Here is a 22,749-nt window from a genome sequence, read left to right on the forward strand (position 1 = left end):
GGAAAGGATTCCGGGCCGAGCGGACGAGAGTGCGGCCCGGAAAGGATTCCGGGGCGAGCGGTCCTACCTCCGCATGCCCACGCAAAGCCGTGGGCATGGCACCCGGCAAAGCGGTGGGCATGGCACCCGGCAAAGCCGTGGGCATGGCACCCGGCGATCCAGAAACATGCGCGCAAAATGCGCACCAGTCGCGACGGAAGAGACCAACGGTACGTGTGGGCGACATTTACATCTTCCACGGCTCGCTTCGAGCGATCTTCTCGCGATGCTCTCGATATGGTATTGCCTCCGAGTGAACCACCGCCTCCGGGTCCTCGGCCAGCCACGAATTGCCCTTATCCGATCCGTTTCGGGCGGTTTGGCACCGGACTTGGCGATTCAAAAACACCGTCGCAATTATGTACTTTTTTCTTCATAATTCCCCCACACGCCATCTATACTCAGAACCATCGGCGGGATCCGGCGGGCCATGGTCGGGAACGGAAGACCACGCAGCAGGGGATTAACCGAGGGGCAGAGAGAGCGTCCCCGTTTCACATCGTAGTAGCAGCGGTTCATCCGTGTGTGTCCGAGCTACCTGCTATCTATCCCGAGGTTAGCGCGCCGGCCGCCGTGAGGTGTCAACCGGGTTGTGCTGAAACAGTATGAGGCCGCAGACGCACACGGGCGTTGGGCCCGTCGTGCGCGGAAACGCGTGTTCATTGTGTTCGTGCGAATGCAGAACAGGAAGGAGGATCCGATGAAAGCATTGGGAATGTGCGCGTTGCTGGTGGTGGCGGCCTCGCCGGCCATGGCGTGGATCGAGACGTTTGACAGCTACGTGCCGGGGGGGCTTGTCCGACGTCAGCGGCGGGAATTGGTGGGGAAGCGGTAACGCCGGGGTGATTGAGGTGACCAACGACGTATGGCATTCGTCGCCGAACTCAGTGCAGATCACCGCGGGTCCGGGCAGCATTTGGTCCAGTCACGTCGGTGAAAGCTACACCGGCGAGATCTGGCATCGGATGTATGTCAAGGGAAGTCTGGAGAGTACGGCAGCGGGCAGCGCATGGAGCCTCGAGATCCAAGGCGGAGCGAGCGACAACTCAATGGGCAGATGGTACGGCGGGGCTACTGGTATCAGACCGCGTATCAGAGGCACCGGCCGTGTGCTCAACCCCGTCGCCTTGACGGGCGGGTGGGACCTTTGCGAAGTCAAGATCATGCCGGGGACGGGAAACGACGGGTACAGCGAGTTCTTCTTCAATGGAGTCTCGCTGGGCACCCTGCAATGGGGTGACCTGGATGGAGGCCAGGATTCCCAGGCCGTCGACGTGGTCCGGATCAATCGGTGGGACCGCTCCGACATGTCCGGCGTCGCCTGTTGGGTTGATGATATGTCCCTCACGCCAGAACCAACGACGCTGGTTCTGCTGGGTCTGGGCGGATTGATCTCGCTGCGTCGTCGAGCATGAACGTCCGACCGACCGGTCTGAATTGGCCTGCTGAAATTCAGCAGCGATAAGGTCTTCGACGGATCGGGCCGTCGCGGCCGCTGTTGTCCTTGTCGACCGCGAATAGAGGGAAGGAGGGGCGTGCGCGCCGTTGCCCGGGTCTCGATCTGATATGGCGATCAAGGATCCGCGAGCGCCGGGGCAAGGCGCGCGTTTCACGATTCCACATTCGCCATTGCTCATTTCCGCCCGTCCGGCCTGCATCGCGGGGCTCTAAACCTTCGGCAGCAAATAGGGCGGCCGGTAGGTTCTCGTCAGCAGCTCGTTGGCCTCGGGATCGTCGATAATCTGTTCCCTGTCAGCGTCCCAGCGGATCTTTCGGCCGGTGCGGTACGCGATGTTGCCCAGGTGCGTGACCGTGGTCGCCTGGTGGCCGGCTTCGACGTCGGTGTTGGGCTTTTGTCGGGTCCGCATGCAGTCGAGGAAGTTGCGAATGTGGCGGGCACTCAGGGCTTCGGGCAGGTAGTTTTGCTTGCGCGGCGTGCCCACCACCTGGACCGGTTTTTTTCCTTTCTCCGGCGTCAGTTCAAAGCCCGCCCGGTCGATGTAGAGGGTGGCCTCGCTCCCGTGAAACAGGATCCCGTACATACTGCCCTCCCTGGTGTAAGCGTTGGCTTCGCGGATGGCGAACTCGAGGGTCCAGCCGGGATACTCCCACAAAGCGTTCAACGTGTCCGGCGTGTCGAAGGGTTCGTTCTTCATGGACTTCTGGCCGATGGCGACGGCAGAAAGGGGGGCTCTGGCGTTCATGAACCAGTGAATGGTTTCCATGTGATGAGTTCCGATGTCGGTCATCTGGCCGCCAGCATAGTCCCAGTAAAAGCGGTGCGAGCCAGAGCAACGGGAGCGATCGTACGGTACGAGCGGGCGTGGCCCCAGCCACATGTCCCAGTTGAGCGTAGCAGGCGGCTGCTCTCGGGGAGGGGGGCCGACGCCGGGCCAACGATTGTTCACGTACCAGGTGAACACATGGAAAACCTTACCCAAGCCGCCGCTCTGGACGAGTCGGGCGGCCTCGGCATAGTGTTCTCCGCTGCGTTGCTGAGTGCCGACCTGGACGACGCGGTTGTGCTTGCGGACCGCTTCGATCATTCGTCGGCCCTCGGCCACGCACAGGGTCATGGGCTTTTCGATGTAGACATCCTTGCCGGCTTGGCAGGCCTCGATGGTGATAATGGCATGCCAGTGGTCCGGGGTGCAGACGACGAAAGCGTCGATGTCCTTGCGCTCGAGCAATCGTCGATAATCCTGCACCACCTCAGCCTTATCTTCGGTCAGCTCGCGGGCCTTCTCGGCCTCGACGAGGTCCACGTCGCATACCACGGGAACCTCAACGTCGGGCTCCTTGAGAAACAGTCCGAGATTGAATCGCCCCTGGCCACGGGTGCCCACGAAGGCGAGACGGATTCGCTCGTTGGCCCCGGCCGGCCGTGATTGGGCGTTGACGGCCGTTGCCATCCAGTGTGCTGTGGCGGCTCCCAGACCCGCCCGGCCCGCTCGCGCAAGGAACGTCCGCCGCTTCATTTCGTTTCTCCGCTGCATCGCAGTCCTCCATGGTCCTGGTCCTGCATGACCTGTACAACGAGTGTGCGGTTTGAGATCGGCGGCCTTCAACCGCTTCTCCATTCCGCGCTGCCAACGGTCACCCGGGGATGTGTTCCTCTCAAAGTGTCATTAAGGTAGTCACGCTCGAAGAACCGCAGACCCGTGCCCCCGTGTCCCTGGCCGGTCACGATATCGAGATCGCCGTCTCCATTCCAATCCGTCGCCTGGGCTCCTGAAGTCATCTGCACCGTCCACGGTTTCAGGATCGCGATTCCCTGCGTCGTCGCGAAGACCGGCGGCTTTCCCGGTCCGCCCGGACCGACGTTTCGATTGAGCCACACGATGTTTTCAAATTCGCAGGCGATGAAGTCGTTCAGATCGTCGCTGTCCCAGTCATCGAACGCCAGCACGGCCCAACTCCGGTTGCTACGGTCGTGCGGCAGGATGAATAGCTTGCCGTCGGATGTCATCCGGCCGCGATCGACATAGCGATTGTCGCCGACGTTCTCGTAACAGTAAATGAACGGTTCCACGGTTGCCTTGAACAGGTCCGGGTCGCCGTCGTTGTCGAGGTCACAGAAAGCGTCCGTTTTGCCGGCGGCTATCTCGCGGGCTCCGTACCCCAGGCAGAACCAGTCGCCGTCGCCCTCGACGCCGGGAAACTGCGGACGGTTCCCTGTCGGGCATCCTTCGTGTCGAAGTACACCTCGTATTGGATGCACTCATGAGAAGGCATCACAAAACGCAGCGTCGTCCGACTGATACCGTAATCCTGCTCGAGTCGCCACGGCAGCAGGAATCGTTCGCTGCCGCTTGCGGACGGGTCATACGTCGCCGGCAGGCCCGAGGTGTCGTAACCGACGATTTCAATGCTTTCCTCGTCGAGCGAGCCGCCGGCCTGCAGATCTCGCAGTGCCTGGGAAAAGTCGATGTCGGCGCAAGCCGGCGAGCAGGACCGGACGACGCCTCGCGGGTCGACTGAAAGAGGAATGCGGTACCGGTTTCCGGACACCCAGGTCGGACTGACGGCCGCAGATACCGCAGTGCTCGCAGGGATCTCCCTCTGGACGAGCAGGACCCAATCATCACTGTCTGGTGCGATCAGCTTAGACCGGCCGCCCTGCAAGGCGGGGCCTTCCCGCCATTGTCCCGTACGTGGGTCGAACCATCGCGAAGTCAGCCGCATGTCCCGAACCGCGGACAGATCTATGGTTATTTCGCCGCCGCGAGGCAGGTAGAACACATAGTGCTGCGAGGGCAGCGCCAGACAGAATCCCTGTGTCGTCAGCTCGTCGTGGACAGTCATGCGGTTGAAGGGCAGACCCTCAAAAAAACGGCGAAGGTGTTTGAGTTGGCGCGCGGCCAGGCCCGGTCCCGGCCGACCCATGTAGAACCAACTTATTCCTCGGCTCCAATCGCCGTATGTCGAGTAGCCGCCGGCCATGGCGATGGACCACGCACAGCGTCGGACCCAACCGTGGCTCTGGCCGTGGCCGGGGGCATCGGGTTTGCCTTTCTGGCTGCGGACGCCTTGGCCCTCGTAGCCATACTCCTCATTGATGTAGGGTTTCGCCGCGTTTGCGTATTTGAGGACCCAGTCGTGAACCTCGCGCTCGTCACCGTATTGCTGGGTGATGATGAAGTCGGCCCAACTCGATTCGGCATAAGGGAAATCGGCGTAGGCGTGAGCAGAAACGAGCCGGTCGTATGGGTCTTCCTGCTTGACAAAGCGGCCCATGGTCTCGGCCCAGTGCGGGTCGCGATACTCGTTGTGCTCGTTGCCGAGGTCCCACCACACGTTGTCGAAAGCCGCCAGGCGAGCGACCGCATAGCGGTACAACCGATACTCTGCTTCCGTCAATGCTCCGTACTCGCGCGGCAGACCCTGCTTTTCGATCGTCACGACGCACGTTGCCAGGATGCCCGCCTCGCGCATGTTCCTGATCGCACGATCGACACGTTGCCAATAGGCGACATGAAAGCGGGCGAAATCGTAGCGATGGGGCTCGCCGAGCCATGCCGGCAGGGCGTTGACCGAACCTGGGGGCGCACCATAGTTTGGCGCCCTGAACGGGTCGGGCACGCCGTATTCGCCTTGCGTCTGAGCCGGTTGACGGCCTGTGTCTCGCGGATAACCGACCAGGAGGAAACGAATCTTGTTGAAGCCTTCGTCCGCGCAGTACTTGATCAACTCGTCAATCTGTCCGTCGGTATGGCTGGGGTCGAGCAAATGATAGGCGGTGTAGCCCGAATGGTAAAACGGTTCGCGAGAACCGGCGCGAATGAAGTGACGAGGATGCTGAGGGTCAACGACCACCGGTCCCGGTCGGTTTGAAGGCTCGCATTGCAGCCGGCCTGTGAACCGGCGACCACCGCCCGGCCAGGCGACGTTGATGGTGTAGTCGTATAGAGTCGGCGCTTGATCGGGACAGAATCGTAATCGCAGGACACTGCCGTCCTGGCTGTCGGCAAAGCCCCGAACCACGTGTCTGCCGCCCGGACACCCGAACGTGCCGGTCACATCAATCTCGGTGAAAGGATTCGCGCTGACAGGTTCGTCGTTGCGGATGACGAACTCGGCCACCTCGTATTGCCCAATGGTCTGCGGAGCCTCAATGGAGATGACAGAGGGGGATCCGACGGTCCAGCACGCCAACATGAGTGAGGAGACGTGGGTCAGCATGACCGCATTGTACAAGCGGCATCAGGAAAGCAAAGGTACAGGGGCGACCGCCGGACGGAATTGAAAGCCCCGCGCCTGCGCAGGGACACGAACAGGACCGGATGTCCAGACTTCACCGGCTGCTGTGACTGTGCTTGACTTCCCGATCAGTCGGCGCCGCACTCCGGGTCGGAAAGACGGTCGGGGCCCGAGTAGCATCGTTGCCAGATTCCGAAGTCGACCTGATCGACGTCGCCGTCTCCATCGAAGTCGCCGGCCTCGGGATTCGGGCTGGGGATGCCGGGTCCGCTGGCGGCCCGGGTCAAGTTATCCAGGTCCGACTCATCAACGTCGCCATCCTGGTCGAAATCGGAAGTACTCCAGGGCACGATCGCGCCGGCGGCGTCCAGGCCGAAGTTGGCCAGGTCTTCAATCGGGCCAAACTCCTTGAGCAGGTCCAGGTTCCTGGCCACCACGTATCCCGCTGACGAGAGCAGATCTCCGTCGGAGATCGGGCCGAGGTTGGCGTCGATGAACCCCTCCTCAGTGGAGAACCACATTTCCCCGAATGGCCGGAGCACAAGGGCATCGAGACCAAGATCGCGGACCACCGGGCCAACCGGATTGAAACTGGCCAACAACTGCCGATTGGTGCGTACGATCCGCCCTCGGCTGGACAGAACGTCGCCGTGCCCGACCCTCGCGCCGAGGGTCTCGGAGAAGAAGTCCGTTTCCGTGGAGAACAGCAGGTCCCGAGTCGGCGTTCGGACGGCCGCATCGAGCCCAAAGTCGCCTGATACCGGCATGGGCCCGAACCTTCGAACGAGTTGCTCGTTGGTGGCCACGACGTAGCCACGATCGGAAAGCAGGTCGCCGTGTTTCAGCCAGACGGCAAGTGTCTCGCTCCAGATGGGGCTCAGTTGCTCCTCGAAGGAGAACCAGATTTCGCGCCGAGGCCCGACGACAACCGCATCCAACCCGAGGTCCGGAACGGCCGGCATGATTCCGAGATGCTGAGTGAGCTCCCGGTTTGTTCGGACGACGTGCCCCCGCCGGCTCAGCAGATCGCCCGCGCTGATGTACCGGATGGTGTTATCCAGGTTGGGGTCCAGACGGCCGGCATGGAATCCCACCTCGGTGGAGAACCAGACGTCCGGCTGCGGCGGCCAAGGCCCCTCGTAGGCATAGATGTCCAGGATCATCTTGGGGATGGCCGTCGGTTCGGAGCTCAGACCGGTGACACTCAGCCCGGTATTGACCAGCCTTCCCGAGCAGATCGTGGGTTGTTGAGCCGGCGCCGGGCCGTGTGGCGTCACGAGGTACATTTCGAACCGGATTTCTCCCGTAATCGTGTTCCAGTGGCCGGTCGAACGTACCTTTGGCGACTGGAACATATACAGCGGCACGGGCACGTCGCCGGTCGATGACGTCGGCGAGAAGAACGGCGCGATCAGGTCGGCGCCGTCCACCGACAGGCCGATCACACCGGGTATGAACGGTACAGGCACGCTGGGATCCCCAAGGTACAGCTTGATCGCTCCCAGCAGCTTCGATCGAACGGTCAGGCCCGAATCGAGCCGGAGCAGAACGTTGCTCTCATCGGGCTGGAGGACGAAATTGGCGTGCCGGGGCAGAGGAGGCGCCGGAAAACACGTCGCCGCTGCGTTGTTCATGCGGTTCACCTCGCCGGGTGCGGGCTCCACTTCAACTTCCACCTCGGCGGGCAGTTCCCACGCCCAGTCCACGCCGATCGTCAAGTCAACGACGTCGCCCGGCAGTAGACTACGGAAACCCTCCGTCTTGACGAAACGGTTGTTCACCAGAACCGTTACCAGGAGAGGCTCGGTGAACACCCCGACGTTGGCCACCGTCGCGCGGACGGCCCAGCCTTCGGAGGAACTGCCGGGCGGAATGACCCTGAGGTTCTTGACCGCCAGATCGTGACCGGTGATGCATTTGCCCTTCATTGGGATGCGCAGCCACGCCGAATAGAGGCCATTGGCGTACAGACCCGAGTAGCCGCAGCCGAATACGTCGATGTACGCCAGATCCGCGATCGGCGGCATGAAGGACGCCAGAAACGTCTCAGAGGGATGTTCCTTGCTCAAAGTCATAGGCAGCTTGGCGTTCACCCTGATGCCGCCCACCGGTTCGATCCGATCAACGACAGCACGATCAATGAAGCCGCTGGTTCCCCCTCGCCAGGAGAGAGTGAACGTCTGGACAGGCGGCGGGGGCATCGGCCATCGCCGCGGAAACGAGCCGAATACCGCAGGCTGGGCAGGTACGGCAAGGTCTTCGAGTTCCGCGTCTGGGCCCGCGGGATCGCGGGTAAGGATGATCGAATCCTCGGTGAACGTCGTATCCATGTTGGTCACGGGCACCGAAGACCACAATGCGGTCGCCGAGTCCTTCAAGATCACCGTGCACGATTTCGGGCCCCGCCAGTATCTGGCGTTGCTCAGGTCGAAGTAGAAGTGGTGGGGATCCGAACTCAAGGCTGGGTCACGAACTTCGTGGCAGCAACTGGAGAAATCGTCGGTGTTACTCGTGTACGTGACCACCATGCGGCTGGTGTTGCTGATCGATGCCGCCGGAACGTGCCAATAGATGACCAGGTCGTACCCGCGGGCGACCAAGTGCGGAGCCACGATGTTCAAATCCTTCGCATCGGCGAGCAGGGGGTGGATGGCGTGGTTGACCAGCCGTCCCTGGTACCAGACCTCGTTCTGCACGAGCTTCCAGAGACGGTAGTCCATCGCCGCCCGAGCCGATACCGGCGTGCCGTCGACGGTGACGGTGATGTCACGGAAGCGGTTGTGATCGCCGTACAGCGCATGCGTCGTGATCGGGAAGGCCACCGCGAAGGCGTTGTTTGACTCGTTATCGGGAGGCCCGAGAACGAACTCCGCCCGGACGTTCACGATGAAATTGCGGACCATGCAACTGAAGAAGGTTGCCTCGGCCGTGACGTTGATCGAGGTTAACGGCGTGGCGCTTCCCGTCGGTCCCAAGGGCACGATCACGCCTTCCCGGTGCTTGTGAATCTGCGCAGAGGAAACCGGATCCGTGTTGCTTGCCCGCGTCCCGTGGTCCTCGCAGCTCTGTGCCGCGGACAACACCGGCAAGAGACACAAGTCGATAAGGATCGCCAGACCCAGCGCCCATGCTATCGTATCTCGCTTCATCGTTGACCTCCGCTTCCAGTGGATGAGGTTGCCCACACTTCGCAGAACCACAGATACCGGTCTCGGGGCCCGGATTTCCTCGGGGCGGCCTGTAGTTGTTCAGCCGACAAAACGGTACCGGCTCGCCAATGCAGGGGCCCTGCGCCGCCCGTTCTTGGGAACACCGACAGCAGATTACGTACCGCTGCCTGAAGAATTGCCCGATGAACGATATAAGCCGATGACCGATAACACTTTGCGCGAGCCGGCCCGTTTTCCGGGGCAGGGTACCTGCGGTGGCTGTCCTCAGCCAACTGGCCGAGCATTCAGCCGGAAGCGAGCCAGCAGGCGAAGCGGCGTCCGGCCGAGGTGTGGCGCATCGCCCGCAGCACGGATTAGATTGCTCACCGCGGTCGGGTGTTACCCTGCCGACGGACCCGGTTCGAGGCCGAGCTTCTCGAGGCGGTAGCGTAGGCCCCCTCGGGTCAGGCCCAGCAGGCGGGCTGCCTCGGAGATATTGCCGTTCGTATGGGCGATGGCCGCCTGCAACAATCTCTTCTCGACCGATGCGAGCGTGCAGTCGTCCCGCTTGAAGTCGAAGCACAACTCTCTCGAAGCACTTGGGGAGATCTCGTCACTCACACGCGTGTTGAGGGCCGAGGGCTCGATGATCCCCGACTCGTTGAGCAGCACGGCCTGCTGAAGGACGTTGGCCAGCTCGCGCACGTTCCCCGGCCAGTGAGCGCGTTTAAGTATTTCCCGGGTCTCGCCGGACAAGCGGATCGGATCCTTGTGGAACTTGCGGGAGAAGCGCTCCAGGAAATAGTCGGCCAGAACAAGCACGTCGTCGCCTCGTTCTCGCAGAGGCGGTAACCTGATGCAAAAGACGTTGAGCCGGTAGAAGAGATCCAGTCGGAACTCACCGGCCCGGGCCCGGCTTTCCAGATCGGTGTTGGTGGCCGCGATGATACGGGCATCGACGACCCGCTCGTTGAGACCTCCCAGTCGCCGGAATCGGCCGGTTTCAATGGCCACGAGCAGCTTGGCTTGGCTGGACAGCGGCATGTGGCCGACCTCATCCAGAAAGAGTGTTCCTTTGTCAGCGACTTCGAGAAGACCTTTCTTCGCGCCTTTGGCGTCGGTGTAGGCGCCGCGCTCGTGGCCGAAAAGCTCCGACTCGGCAAGCTTTTCGGGAATCGCGGTGCAGTTGAGATGCACGAACGGCTGTTCAGGCCGCAAGCTGTGCAGATGAATGTAACGGGCGACGAGTTCCTTGCCCGTGCCGGTCTCGCCCAGAATCAGGATGGTCGACAGGCCTCTTCCGGGCTCTCCAGGCAGCCGTGCGATTTTCTTCGCCGTCGCCAGCACCTGTTTCATTTGTGGGCATTCCCCGACGATACGGAATTCGCCGAAGCGGCGTTTCTCGGTCTCGCGATAGGCATCGAGCTGGGTGCGGATCGCCCGATTCTCAAGGCAGCGATCCACGACGAGGCATAGTTCTTCCATGGACAACGGTTTCTGGAGGAAATCTACAGCCCCGTGCTTCATCGCCTGAACGGCCGTGGACACGGTCCCAAACGCCGTGATGACTACCACGGGCGCATCGACTTCGCGCTCCCGCAACCGGTGAATCAGATCCAGCCCGTTGCCGTCGGGAAGCTGGACGTCCACCAGGACAAGGTCGGGCTGGCGATCTTCGCACAAGCGCAGCGCGCCGGCCATCGTGTCGGAGACGCGGCATTGATGTCCGGCGCGATGGAGAGCAAGCTGCACCGAATAGCACAGGTTTTCCTCGTCATCGACGATCAGGATGTCCGCCATTCAAGCCTCCGCTGTCTGATCCGGTAAAATGACCACGAAGCGGCTGCCATGCCCGGGCGTCGAGTCGACCACGATCTCGCCCCCGTGGGCCTTGGCGACGCGGCCGGCAATGGTCAGGCCGATTCCCGTGCCTCCCCGCTTAGTGGTGAAATACGGGGCAAAGATCTTGTCACGAACCTCGGAGGATATTCCTTCTCCGTCGTCCTGCACGACCAGCTGCCAGCTATTGCGGCGGTGGGGGCAGGGGCCGGCCTTTACCCGCACCGTCTGACCCGGCCGGGAGGCCTGCACGGCGTTCGTCAGCAGGGCCACCAGCGCCTGTTCGAAATGCATGCTGTCTACATGCACGGGCGGCATTGTGGTCGGGACGTCAACCTGGATCGCAACCTCTCTCCGTTGGAGCATGGGCTGGAGCACCGTAATTGCCTGCCTGATCAGTTCGCCGACGTCCGCGGGTTGAGGGTGCAGCGTCATCGGCGATACCGACGCCTGCAGGTCGCGAAGCCACTTCTCAAACCGGTCCACGGTATCCGTGATCCGGCGCTGGCACTCCACGGTCTCGGCGTCGTCGACGTGACGAGCGCTCGTCGCCTCGGCTAGACCGCGGATGCCGGCCAGGGGGTTGCGGATGTTGTGGGCCAGACGCTCGACCATCTCGGCGGCCCCGGCCAGCCGCTCCTGCTCGACGAGCTTGGCTTGCATCTCCGCAATTCTCGAAGCCATCTGGTTCACCTCGCAGGCCAGCAGACCCAGCTCGTCTCGAGATCTGACTTCGATACGATGACTGAAATCTCCGACGGCCAGGTGCCGGGCTGCCGTCCGGAGAGCGGCCACCGGCCGGATCACCCATCGCCGGACGAAGATCAGGCCGACCAGGCAGAGCAGGACTCCGCACACCGCGTTAATCAGAATGATCTGCATCACCCGCCATTGTGTTGCCGCCGCTTTGAGCACGCTCTGCTGTCTCCGGCCCTCCAATTCCATGGCCGCCCGTCCCAGCAGTTGGTCCAGTTGCTCCACGTCGAGGTCTGACCGACCGGCCGGCCCGCTTACCGAAGACGGGCGACCCGCGCTTGACTCCTCCAGTACTGCTGCGATCGCGGCCAGTGAGGGCAAGTCGTCTGCCGCACGCAGTCTCGAGATCGTCGCCGCCAACTCACGCTGGATGGTCTGCCCTTCCGCGGCAAAGTCCACGCCCCGCCCATTATCTTGGGCGGTTTCCCGATGTTGCCGCAGCAGGGCGCGGACACGTTGGATGCTCTGTTCACTGTCCAAGCCGGTTTCGTACCGGCGGAAGGCCGAATCGAAGTACACCACGATGCACCAACTGGACATGACGAGATTGGCCGTCAGCGACAGAAGATAGATCAGGACAAGGCAGCCAAACTTCCAACGGAGTTGCACGACAATACCTGACCGTGAGAGCCATGCGCCTTTTGCGCGCGTCTTTCGTACCCACACGATGACCTGGTAGCGGCCCGCAAAGCAGCCGTTGATCCAGAGTCTTACTCAATAACCGCTCGGTGGAGGCTGGTACCGCCAATTCCAGCCGGGCTCGTTCTCCGGCCTGCCGGACGAGAGGACGTGGCCGCCCACGAAAACCGCGTTCATCTTCTGATTGTGGCGCGTCCCGGGAAACCAGTACCGGCCGCTGCCGTACTTGCCGGGATCGCCCGCCGGCGGCGCGGAATAATAGGGCGGCGTACCAAGGTCATCGGCCAGGGACCCGTCCACGTCAAAGGCGATCGGTACCGAGATATGCTGCAAAATGCGATCCGTCAGCAGCACCGGCTCCAGCACCCATCGCGACAGAATCTGCCTGCTTGCCCGGTCGAGCCGCATGTTGAATCCGATGCTCACGTTCCTGGACGGGCCAACCGCATACTCGGAACAGGCCAGGCCGTACATGCGGCGCAGCTTTCCCTGGACCGTCGGGCAGATCAGAGGTCCGTCCGACGCCAGGTATTCAGTCTCGCCTGTCTTCGGTCCCTTCCAGAACTCATCGATGTGATAGAGTTTCTCCTGAAAATCCTCGATCCGGAACCCGCGTCGCCCGAACCGGTTGCTCTCACCGCGGTTTGGGGACGTCGTGCCGTCGGCAAACTGAGCGAACTCGAACGCCACCGTTTTGAGGTTGTTTTTGCAGATGAAGCCTCTGGTCGTGGAACGTACCTGGGCCAACGACACGAGCACGATACTCGCCAGCACGAGGGTGATGGATGCAACCACAACAAGTTCCATCAGGGTGAGGGCCCTTCTTCTCATCCTGGTTGGATCTCGCGCGCCGTTCACTGGTTTCTTTCCCTTATAGCATCCCTACTCCGACCGCCCAACCGCAGTCAATCCGGTTGCCGGACACGACAGGATTGCAGGCGGCCAGCAGCCCGGATCAGCCCGAATTCCCGGCCCGCTGGCGCACGCCTCCTGCGCGGCCCCATCGTCACTGTCAACGTCATGGTCAAGATCCATGTCGGCGTCCAGGCACGGCGCTGAGACTGACGTTCCCAGGCACGCCTGGAGCATGCCGAAATCCGTCTGGTCCACGTCCGCGTCGCCATCGAGATCACCCGGCACTCGGCCGAACTGGGGCGGTGCGAGGAGGTCGGCAACGTCCACCCGGCCGTCATAGTTCACATCGAAAACGCTGAAGTTCGTCCCGAAATCCGTGAGACTGACGACACAATTGATCCGCCCGTCTTTGTCCTTTTCGGCTGCGCCGTCGTGCTCCAGGATGAAACGTTCCAGAAGCCATCGATCTCGCCAGTCGATCCGGCCATCTCCGTTGAAATCGTCGGGGCGTACGTCGGGGAGGACGTCGCTCCAGACGAATTGGACGTCGTTGCTGGGGACCGTGTAGCTGCCACCGACGAGGACCGTTATTCTCCATCGAAGCGGGTCAAGGAATCGAGCCGCGCTATTGCTCTCGGGCACCGGTTCGAGCAACGCCCATGGAGCGATGAGAGCAAATGCCGGGTCATCCCGCCAGATGGGTGGGGCGTTGGCGGCACTGAACACCAGGTCATCAAGTGCTTCCAGAACGCTGTTCTGGTTGGCGGCATCACCATCCAGAGGCTCAACCACGCCGGCGTTCATCTGCGCGGCCGAGCCTCGGTTATTGAGCGGATATACCAGGGAGACCGTGGTCCGGTCCTCGCTTGTGCTGTGCGCAAAGCGCAGATGCACGATGGGGTTGTACCTGCCCGGATGGCCGCCGGTGTCAGCGAAGCTGAAGCGTTCGTAGCCGCGAGCCCGGGGAAACAGCCGACCACTGACCAGCCACACATCTCCCGGGCCGAACACGAGATCCGCCGACACCCGTCCCTGGACGCTGGTGATCTCCCAGCCGTGCAGCGCGATGTGGAAATCCTCTCCGCTTCGATCGACCAACGGGGGGGTCATGATGTTGGAGTCAAAGGCCGAGGCGTCCCGAGCGCAACGGCTCGCGAGGATGGAATCAACCGGCAAACCGCCGAACCGCGCTGCGTTGCCCAGGTACATCCATTCCGGCAGATCTAGCTCACCTCCGGTATTCTTGTTTCTGGAGGCGTCCATGTCGATTTCAATGTAGCCGAACACCGGATGATTGCCGTACTGGAAGGGCGCGAATGGGAAACCGCAACAGCCGGTCGGGCCGGGCGGGTTGACCAGGCCATCGAAGATAATGTCGAGGCGGAAGAAATCGCCCGATGTCGTGACTGCGCCCGTGAAGAGATCCTCATGAGGCACGTCAGGCTGCCAGCAGGAGATGCGCACGGCGATGATGTCGGGTTGACGATGGTGATCAGGATCAACCGGCCCGTCCGCACCCATATCCATCCGACGCACCACCGCGTCTCCCACCCGATCCTCAATCAAGCCGACGGGTTCGTCGGCCGCGCCGCCGGCCAGAATGCCCAGGTAAACAGCCGCCCACGAGGCGATGATTTGGAATCGCCCCGATCGTCTTGCGTATGTTCCCGGGGCTTGGTAATGCGCTCTTGGGTAATTGCAGGCTTGCAGGAAATGCCTGCTCTGGGTCTCGCGCGGGTTGTCCTTTGCCGCCAACGGTTGAGCATTCCTGCCGCGCGGGCTTCGCAGACCGCCGCCGGCGGCGGCGCCAGACTGGTCTTTACCCTGCCTCATGTGCGGTCCCTGCTGCCGCCAGATGGATATGCGTCTTGTCGGCCTCTATTATACGCGGGAGCAGTTGAGACCCCAAACCTTTTCCGCCAAGATGTATGCGAATAGGAGTCGGCGTTCGCGACTCAGAGGCGGCCCGGCAAAGTCTCAACGCGGCCAAGCCGCGCAGGGGTGAGGTTGGCCGCCTCTGCAGCGAAAGGTTGGCCTCCCGCGTCCGTGTTGACCCGACCCCGTTTCTGTGGGAAGATTTTACCATGGACAACGATCCAATCGAACAACTCAGACTGGTCCCGCAGCGTTTGGACGAGGTCTGGCAAGGCGGCCTGATTCGCATGCACTCATGGGTTACGGGAGAAGGCCCAAAACCGTACCACCCGTGGGCCGCCATATGGGTTGCGGTCAAAGCTGACAAGGTCGGTCAGCCGATTCTCCTGCGGCCAGAGGAGGTCGATTTCTCGCGGGCAGTGGACGCTCTCGTGAGGTTTGCCGATGACCCCTGTCTTGGCGGCTATCGGCCCGGCAGGGTGCAAGTTCGCGACAAGGCATTGGCTGAGTACCTGCAAGAACTGCTCGCCGAGGTCGGGATTGAGGTTGAGTGCACAGACCATCTGCCGGTATTCGATCGGGTTGTGGATGCGCTGGGCGGGGCGATGACGGGTGGACCTTCGCCGCCGGATGCCCTTTCCGGCCAAGGCGTGACCCTGGAGAAGATGCGTGCCTTCGCCGACGCAGCCAAGGCCTTCTACGAGGCAGCCCCCTGGAACCATCTGACTGACGAAGACCTGATCCGCATTGAATCACCCAAGCCGCCCCCTGGAATGCAGGTCGCAGCAGTGCTGGGAGCTTCCGGCCGCACCTTCGGGCTGGGTTTCTTCTCGAAACCAGAAGAGCTTTGGGCGATGCATCGTGTCGACGATCCAGGTGAATGGTTTGCCGCCCGGAAGCGCGGCGCATGGTGCCTCACCTTTGATGGCATCACCAGACTCCCATTGGGTGACGCGGATCTCTGGGAGGATCACAATCTGCCGGTAGCCGGCGATTCCGCCTACCCCTGTGCCCTGTGCCATGACCCGAGCGGCGAGGTTATCCGCCCGAATGCCTCCGTCCTAGCCTTCCTGGAAGGTCTGCTGCGGGCACTGGCAGGGAGCACTGAGGCGCAAATCGATTCCGGCCGATGGACCCTGACAGTGGAGACCGCCGCCGGCCCGGCCGAGTTCACCCTGTCGCTGCCCGACCTGCTCAAGCCGCCAAGCCACAAGGAGCTGATGGACCGGGGCTTCACGCCAGATCGCCGGGCGCTAGAGCAGATGTACGCCCAGATGGACAGATTCCTAGCCAACAAGCACTTCGAGAATGTCGACGAGGTCAACGCGGCCATCTCGCGCGAGTTTGTCGGCAAACCCATGGATCCCAGCCAGTTTCCCCCTCGCAACGCCCTGGAGAAAGCCCAGGATCTGTGTTACCAGGCCTTTGACAGTATCGGGCGGCGCCGGCTTCAACTGGCCCGCCAGGCGCTGGAGACCTGCCCCGACTGTGCCGACGCCTATGTGTTGCTGGCCGAACGAACGGGCGATGTCAACAAGGCTGCTGAATTGTACGCGCAAGGTCTGGCTGCCGGCGAGCGTGCGCTGGGACCGGAGCGATTCGAAAACGACGCGGGCCATTTCTGGGGCCACACAGACACGCGGCCGTACATGCGGGCACGTCTGGGCTTGGCCGGCTGCCTGGAACGGTTGAGCCGAAACGAGGAGGCGCTCGATCATTACCGCGAGCTGCTGCGGCTGAACCCCCGCGACAACCAGGGGGTGCGGTATCTCTACCTGCCGCTGCTGATGAAGATGGGTCTGGACGCCGAAGCTGCTCGATTCATGAAGAACAGCCAAGACGAACCGACCGCCAACTGGACGTACACCCGGGCCTTGCTGGCATATCGGCTGGGCGGTGACTGCTCGTCCGCTCGTATGGAACTTAGGAAGGCAGTCAAGGTGAATCCCTATGTGGCCGGCTATCTGCTGGCCGACGAGGATCCGGACGGGATACCGGAATCCTACAGTTTGGGCAGCCGTGAAGAAGCTGTTGTCTGCGCTTCTGAGCTCCGATCAGCCTTTGCGGCCACGCCGGGCGCCCTGCAATGGCTGAAGACCCAAGCCGGCCTCATGCAGCGCGGGGGTCAATCGCATCACTCTTCGCGGGGCCGCCGTGACCGCGACCTTCGCCGAAAACGCCGATCACAGGAACGTAAGCGAAAACGGCGGTGAGCATAGGCAACAAGTGTCTGATCCGACCGCTCTGAATACCATCAGTCAAGCCCTATTCTTTTCAATGCGGAAACTTGAAACACCCTTCGGTGCCCAACTTGGACCAAACCGTTGTGCCAGGTCACGACGCACCGGCGAGAGCACCGATACCGGCAGGGGTTGACCAACACCCAGTGGTCGGACAAGATGATGGCTCAGGTAGTTCCGTTCATGTTCCTGGTAGTTGATCGAAACTCACAGGCTTGGTCGGGCTGCCCGGGATTGATATCTAGGTGAGCGAGAAGAGACCACCCATGAGTGAGCCCCTGATGGACCCTCGGGAGCTGCAGATGCCGCCCGAGGTGTCCTCCACCCAGGCATCAGAGAGTGGCGAGGCTATTCCGGCCGAAACAGTGCCGGCCAGGGACTTCTCCCCCGAGGCGGAGGCGGGCAAGGCTCGCGGAGACGAGCATCTCGCGGCTGGTGCTGTCGCGGGCGCATCCGAGGTATCCGCGGCCCAGCCGGAAGTATCGCCTTTCACGGCACACCAGGGGCGAGTTGCCCGTGTCACGACCGAAGAAGTCCTTATCCTGCTTGAGGATGGACGTCAGGGCACGGTGCCATTGATCGAATTTGCCGGCCAGCCGCTGCCGAAGGATGGTGATGGGGTCTCGGTGATCATCGAGCGGGAAGACCCGCAGACCGGCCGAGTCGTCCTCAGCAAGCGTCACGCCGACGAGTTGACCTTCTGGGAATCCGTCCAGCCCGGTGACGAGCTTGAAGGCGTGGTCACGGGCATGAACAAGGGCGGCTTGGACATCGACATCGGTGGTGCCCGGGCATTTCTTCCGGCCTCCCAGGTCGACACACACCGGATGAAAGACATCTCGCTGCTGATCGGCGAGCATGTTCGCTGCATCGTGACCCAAGTCGACCGAACAACCTGTGACCTGATCGTCAGCCGAAAGAAATACCTGGAGAAGGAGGCTCACGAGAGGCGTCGCCAGGCTCTCGGGAGCCTGATCGAGGGTGATATCCGCAGTGGAACGGTCACCAACCTGACGGAGTACGGAGCGTTCATAGATCTGGGTGGGGTCGACGGCCTGCTCCACATGACGGACATAAGCTGGGGGCGAGTACGCGACCCTCGCGAAGTGCTCCAGGTCGGCCAGCCCATCCGCGTACGGATTCTCAAGATCAACCACGAAACCGGCAAGGTTTCGCTGGGTCTCAAACAAGTCAAACCGAACCCCTGGGACGGAATCGAGACTCGCTACCCCAAGGATCGGCGATTGAAAGCCAAGGTCGCGCGTATGGCCGACTTCGGGGCATTCCTGGAGCTTGAGGAAGGAGTCGATGCCCTGTTGCCGATCGGCGAGTTGAGCTGGTCGAAGCACGTCAATCATCCGTCAGACGTGGTGAAGATCGGCGATGAGATCGAAGTGGTCGTCCTCAAGGTTGATCCGGAGAAGAAGCGCATCTCCGTGAGTCTCAAGCAGACCCAGGAGAATCCCTGGGCCACGGTGGAGGCCAGATTCCCCGTCAACGCGAAGGTCAAGGGCAAGGTCGTGAAGGTTCTGGACTTCGGGGCCTTTGTCGAGATTGCCCCAGGCGTCGAGGGTCTCGTTCACATTTCCGAGTTGTCTGAGAAGCGGGTCAAGGCGGTCGGCGACGTGGTAAGCGAAGGTCAGGAGGTCGAGGTTCGCGTTGTCAGACTGGATGTATCCGGGCAGCGAATCTCGCTCTCGATGAAACCGGAGCAGAAGACACCTCTCAAGAGCGCCGAGGCAGCCAAGCTCGACAAGAAGAAGGCGCGCAAACGGCCTCTGCGAGGGGGCTTATCGTCGCACTTCGAGTGGTGAGCGACCGGAGGCCTTACCCGGGCCGGCTGGCGGCTGCGGGGCGGCTGGACGCAGCGAGCAGCATTTGCCTGATCAGATCGGCAGGTACCCGGGTGAGCCGACCCTCGTCGCGGTTGTAGGCCGCGATATATCGTTGAGCCGCTTCGACGAGCGGAGGGTGGCTGAAGCGGCTTGTCCAGCCGTTGCGGTTGAGGTGTTCGAGAATCCCTTGCGATAATCCATCAAAATCAGCCACCGGCTGTGGGAGTCGGCCATTGACCAGCAAGATGTTGTGGTAACGATGAAGAGCTTCGATCTGGTCAAACCGCGACCTTTTGTCCGTTTGTGCCAACAGGGTCTTCTCGTCGCGTCTTGCGGGCCGGGCCATCAACCACCAGGGTGAGATGGCCAGGTTGTGGCCTTCGTCCAGGATACGCCCCATTTCCTCGATCGAGAAAGACGAGGTGAAAACCGGATACCGCCCTTGGGCGGCCCACGGCTTGCGATGGATCACCGCCAGGCTTTCGATCTGCGCGCCGTCGCACACATCCAACAGGGCGGTATGCTCGGCGCCTTCCAGAATCACCACCGCATCCGGAACGTGCTTGCGCATCTCATCACGCACCCGCCGGACCAGTTCCACCGCTCCGCGGTTGAATGACTCGGGATCCCGGCCTTCCGGATGGGCCGGATTGTGGTTTTTCCATCCCCATTGAAGCCCGTAGCTGTCCAGGTGAACGCCATCGATTCGGAAATCACGGGCGAGCCGGGCGGCGACCTCGACGAGGTAGTCCGTCCAACCCGATCCCGGACCGGGGTACATCAGGTAAAACCGGTCACCGGTCCCGTCGTACGGATAGTATCTGCCCGTCTCATCCATCATAGCCCATTGCGGCCCTTTTGTGCGACCAAGGTCGGTGTTGCGTGAGATGATGAATGCTTCGAGATAGACGATGACCCGCCCGTCAAGGCGATGCACCTTCTCGATGCCTTGGCGAAAAGCGGTGTCTCCTCCCCACTTGAGTTTCGGCCGGTACTCCGCCTTGTGTTCGTAATCCGGCTCCCAGTAGCCGACCAGGTACAGAACGTTCGTCCCGAGCCGGCGAGCATCGTCGAGCACCTTATCGAGGTCGTTGAACGACTCGAAGCCCTCGTCTCGGTGGGCCTTGAACTTCATGAGGCTGGCGCCGGCCCCGGAGTTTTCCCACGGACAGTAGAAGGCACGGGTGTTGCGCCACCATTCGGGAATATCGGAGCGGGAGGGGTAGCGCGGTTCAGAGCCGACCGCTGAAAGGGGGCCGACCAGGGCCGGCACCACGACGAGAATACTCCTCAGGGAGCTTGGACTCAAGCGAGGGAATCGACGACAGAACCGCCCAGAGGGCTTCATGACAGACCGCTGCCGTCGGACTGATCGTCGCCGGATGAACGACTCGGCAGGACGAAGCCCTTGCGATCACAGATCACGCGCATGATTTCGTTGAACCGCTGGATCACCAGCGCATCCAACCTCAGCAAGCGCACCGCCGCGCCGTCGCGGTATTCCAGGTCCACCCAGGCCTTGTCCTTGTACTGGTCGGTCTTCAGCCGGGTCATCGAGTGGTACGAAATGCGCCGGCCGTTGTAAGACATACCCTCGTCATCTATCAGCACGCGCAAACGAATCGCAGCCCAGAACTTCAGCAGGGCATAGACGGCAAGCGCCCCCACGCAGACGGCGATTCCCTTCTGCCAGAGAATCGAGTTTTCTGAACGATGCTCGTTTTCGAGAATAAGGGGCTTGGCGGCCACCTTCCCGTCGACGATGTGATACTCCGCATAGGCGGCCGGCCCGATGTAGCACATCATACGATCGCCGACCGATGCGGGATCGCCGAGCAGCGAACGGACGGCGTCCTCCGTCATTCCCGCCTTGACCATCTCCGCCCGGAGGCGAGTGACCAGAACGCCAGGGTTCTGGGGGGACTTGCCCGGCTGCACGGGCGTCAGTTGAACGTCGAGCACCTTGCTGTTCTCGTCGATTCTAACCTCGACAGTCAGTTCCGTGCCGGCGTAGGTCAGCGTCCGCGGCATGTCCAGCGCGGGCTCCCCAAGCAATTGCCGGATCTGTTCCGGGGCGGTCCCGACGTCGATCCGGCTGAGGTTCGCTTTTGTCGCGAGGGGGTTCGTAGAGAGGTTTCCCGGGCGTCGAGGCAGCTTCTGGTCGGCCCACCAGGCGAGGTTCTTGGCCGGGTATCCCACCCAGCCGTCGTAGGCGAACCAGACGCCCATGCCCACGCACATCAGGAGAAAAATGCCGGTGCGCACCCGCTGATCGAGCGTGGATCCGGATTTGATCGGTGTCATGAATCGCACCTTGTTACCGCTGAACCAACCGACCCTGCCAACGCCGCCGAGAATCCCGCAGGCTGCATATGATTCCAGGATTCCAGCCGAAATGCAAGGCGCGACCGGGGCGTCGGTCCGCATTTGGCGGGGAAACACCACGGTTTCTTCAGGGTCTCTTTCAGAACTGCAACCGAAGCTCGCCGAGCCGACCGGCCGACCGTAAGGGAATGACCTTTGGGGTCTGGTCGCTCTGGAGCCTGGTTCTTTCTCGCGGGCGGGGTTCGGGATGAACCGCCCAAAATGTCATGGGCCTGGCGCTCGCCGTCATGGTTTGCCCCCTTGTACTTGATCGGCCGAATTGCGATAATCGGGTCTTGGTAAGCCAGTCGGACCGGCCGGGCGCCCGGGAGCGCGGCCGTCTGATGGAGAGACGACAATGAAAACAAGCCTCGGAGCCCAGTGCGACGAGTTTTACATAAGCAGCCGACTTTTCTTCAAGCTGGACCTGAACCTCGGACGCGAGACGGTCCTGCATTTTTTTGAGCGGATCCGTCGGCAGTATCCCTTGTTGAATCGGTTTCGTCGCCGAGAGGACGACTCGCTGATCCTCGAGGAATGTGACGAACAGGGCGAGCAGACCGCGCCGCGTCACTGGATTCGACTTGAGCCCGGGGCCCTCCGGTTCGGGTGCTTTTCGCCGCCTTCGACACAGGACAATCGCGCCTTCTCGGCCTTCCTGCTTGAACAGGCGCCCTGCCATTTGACGCTCAGCGATCTGGACGTCGACCACATGGAGGTGGTTTATGGTTTTGATATGGAGTACAGCGGCAACCATGACCAGCTTGTGGCAGAAACCCTGTTTGCCGACCATCCGCTGGCCGCTTTCATACTGGGAGAGGACAGCGCCCACACCATCGAGTGCGAGCCGTATTTCGGTATCGCACTTTCCGCGCGCTGCGACGCACAGGCGTTTTTGGAAATCAAGAGCCGTACCACGTCCTTCGAAGTCCGCACTGGCGAATACCAGCCCCAAATGCTCAGCGTCTATCTGACCGTCCGGCGATATTGGGGGCTCAACGAGGCCCAGGATCTTGCGTGCGCCCATGCTGAGCTTCTGAACCTGGCTGACGACCTGGCCGTTCGGCGGGTTGTGCCGTTGGTAGTCAACCCGCTGGCTCTGGCAATTGCCGGGCGCCTCTCGTGAGAACGGCATGCCGCCGGATGTTTCCGCTCGACCGACGCCGCAACGGGCTGGCAAACGAGTCATCATTTGACCACCTTAAAGGTCGTCCCTAGAATCGCACCGCGACGTCGACCGTTGGCGTGGTTGTTATCTCGAAGATTGGGGATGCCGTTTGGTCTCCGGCTTCTGAGGCGCCCGCGAACAGATAACCGCTGCCCGGCCGGCAGAGCAGAGCCTGATACATGGCCATGTGGCGCAGAACCAATCCGGATTACCCGAATCCCGACGACGTTCGGATGACGTTGGGAGAGCATCTGGAGGAACTGCGCACGCGGCTGATCCGGGCGATCATC

15 protein-coding genes are annotated in these 22,749 nt (G+C 61.9%); 5 read left to right on the forward strand and 10 right to left on the reverse strand.

The genetic code is table 11. The features are described 5' to 3' along the window. The first annotated feature begins 739 nt into the window (after nucleotides 1-739). The gene (locus PLL20_16440; protein ID HPD31582.1) at nucleotides 740-874 is read left to right on the forward strand and encodes a hypothetical protein; all 135 of its coding nucleotides are present in this window, start codon (nucleotides 740-742) and stop codon (nucleotides 872-874) included. 16 nt (nucleotides 875-890) lie between these two features. After that, entirely contained in the window at nucleotides 891-1,454 is a 564-nt protein-coding gene (locus PLL20_16445; protein HPD31583.1) for a PEP-CTERM sorting domain-containing protein, read from the forward strand. Nucleotides 1,455-1,706: 252 nt separating this feature from the next. Here the strand turns inward: PLL20_16445 and PLL20_16450 are convergent, their stop codons facing one another. The 8 genes from PLL20_16450 to PLL20_16485 form a co-directional block, all read right to left on the reverse strand. Beyond that, on the reverse strand, nucleotides 1,707-3,035 hold the full coding sequence (locus PLL20_16450) for a Gfo/Idh/MocA family oxidoreductase (GenBank protein HPD31584.1): 1,329 nt from the start codon (nucleotides 3,033-3,035) through the stop codon (nucleotides 1,707-1,709). A gap of 68 nt (nucleotides 3,036-3,103) precedes the next feature. Next, a complete protein-coding gene (locus PLL20_16455; GenBank protein HPD31585.1) occupies nucleotides 3,104-3,571 on the reverse strand; it encodes a hypothetical protein in 468 nt (155 codons plus the stop codon). Between the two features lie 68 nt (nucleotides 3,572-3,639). Further along, nucleotides 3,640-5,721: a DUF4038 domain-containing protein gene (locus tag PLL20_16460; protein HPD31586.1), complete on the reverse strand. Its 2,082-nt coding sequence runs from the start codon at nucleotides 5,719-5,721 to the stop codon at nucleotides 3,640-3,642. A 146-nt stretch (nucleotides 5,722-5,867) separates the two neighbouring features. After that, nucleotides 5,868-8,888: a hypothetical protein gene (locus PLL20_16465; GenBank protein ID HPD31587.1), complete on the reverse strand. Its 3,021-nt coding sequence runs from the start codon at nucleotides 8,886-8,888 to the stop codon at nucleotides 5,868-5,870. A 399-nt stretch (nucleotides 8,889-9,287) separates the two neighbouring features. Continuing rightward, nucleotides 9,288-10,688 (reverse strand): sigma-54 dependent transcriptional regulator, encoded by a 1,401-nt coding sequence (locus PLL20_16470; protein HPD31588.1) that lies wholly within the window; start codon nucleotides 10,686-10,688, stop codon nucleotides 9,288-9,290. Continuing rightward, nucleotides 10,689-12,092 (reverse strand): HAMP domain-containing sensor histidine kinase, encoded by a 1,404-nt coding sequence (locus PLL20_16475; protein HPD31589.1) that lies wholly within the window; start codon nucleotides 12,090-12,092, stop codon nucleotides 10,689-10,691. It lies immediately after the preceding gene. 105 nt (nucleotides 12,093-12,197) lie between these two features. Then, a complete protein-coding gene (locus PLL20_16480) occupies nucleotides 12,198-12,953 on the reverse strand; it encodes a hypothetical protein (GenBank protein HPD31590.1) in 756 nt (251 codons plus the stop codon). A 51-nt stretch (nucleotides 12,954-13,004) separates the two neighbouring features. Next, the gene (locus PLL20_16485; GenBank protein ID HPD31591.1) at nucleotides 13,005-14,810 is read right to left on the reverse strand and encodes a hypothetical protein; all 1,806 of its coding nucleotides are present in this window, start codon (nucleotides 14,808-14,810) and stop codon (nucleotides 13,005-13,007) included. 251 nt (nucleotides 14,811-15,061) lie between these two features. Between PLL20_16485 and PLL20_16490 the strand changes: the two genes are divergently transcribed. Both PLL20_16490 and PLL20_16495 read left to right on the forward strand, forming a co-directional pair. Continuing rightward, complete coding sequence (locus PLL20_16490) at nucleotides 15,062-17,065, forward strand: hypothetical protein (GenBank protein ID HPD31592.1); 2,004 nt, start codon at nucleotides 15,062-15,064, stop codon at nucleotides 17,063-17,065. Nucleotides 17,066-17,358: 293 nt separating this feature from the next. Continuing rightward, entirely contained in the window at nucleotides 17,359-18,906 is a 1,548-nt protein-coding gene (locus tag PLL20_16495; protein HPD31593.1) for a S1 RNA-binding domain-containing protein, read from the forward strand. A gap of 13 nt (nucleotides 18,907-18,919) precedes the next feature. Here PLL20_16495 and PLL20_16500 read toward each other — a convergent pair whose 3' ends face one another. Together PLL20_16500 and PLL20_16505 are read right to left on the reverse strand one after the other, a co-directional pair. Next, nucleotides 18,920-20,236, reverse strand: a complete 1,317-nt coding sequence (locus tag PLL20_16500; protein HPD31594.1) for a DUF6259 domain-containing protein — start codon at nucleotides 20,234-20,236, stop codon at nucleotides 18,920-18,922. 35 nt (nucleotides 20,237-20,271) lie between these two features. Then, nucleotides 20,272-21,231, reverse strand: a complete 960-nt coding sequence (locus tag PLL20_16505; protein HPD31595.1) for a hypothetical protein — start codon at nucleotides 21,229-21,231, stop codon at nucleotides 20,272-20,274. 418 nt (nucleotides 21,232-21,649) lie between these two features. Here PLL20_16505 and PLL20_16510 point away from each other — a divergent pair, with 418 nt between their 5' ends. Continuing rightward, on the forward strand, nucleotides 21,650-22,417 hold the full coding sequence (locus PLL20_16510; GenBank protein ID HPD31596.1) for a hypothetical protein: 768 nt from the start codon (nucleotides 21,650-21,652) through the stop codon (nucleotides 22,415-22,417). Nucleotides 22,418-22,749 lie beyond the last annotated feature (332 nt).

It is taken from the genome of Phycisphaerae bacterium (assembly GCA_035384605.1).
GTDB lineage: Bacteria > Planctomycetota > Phycisphaerae > UBA1845 > PWPN01 > JAUCQB01.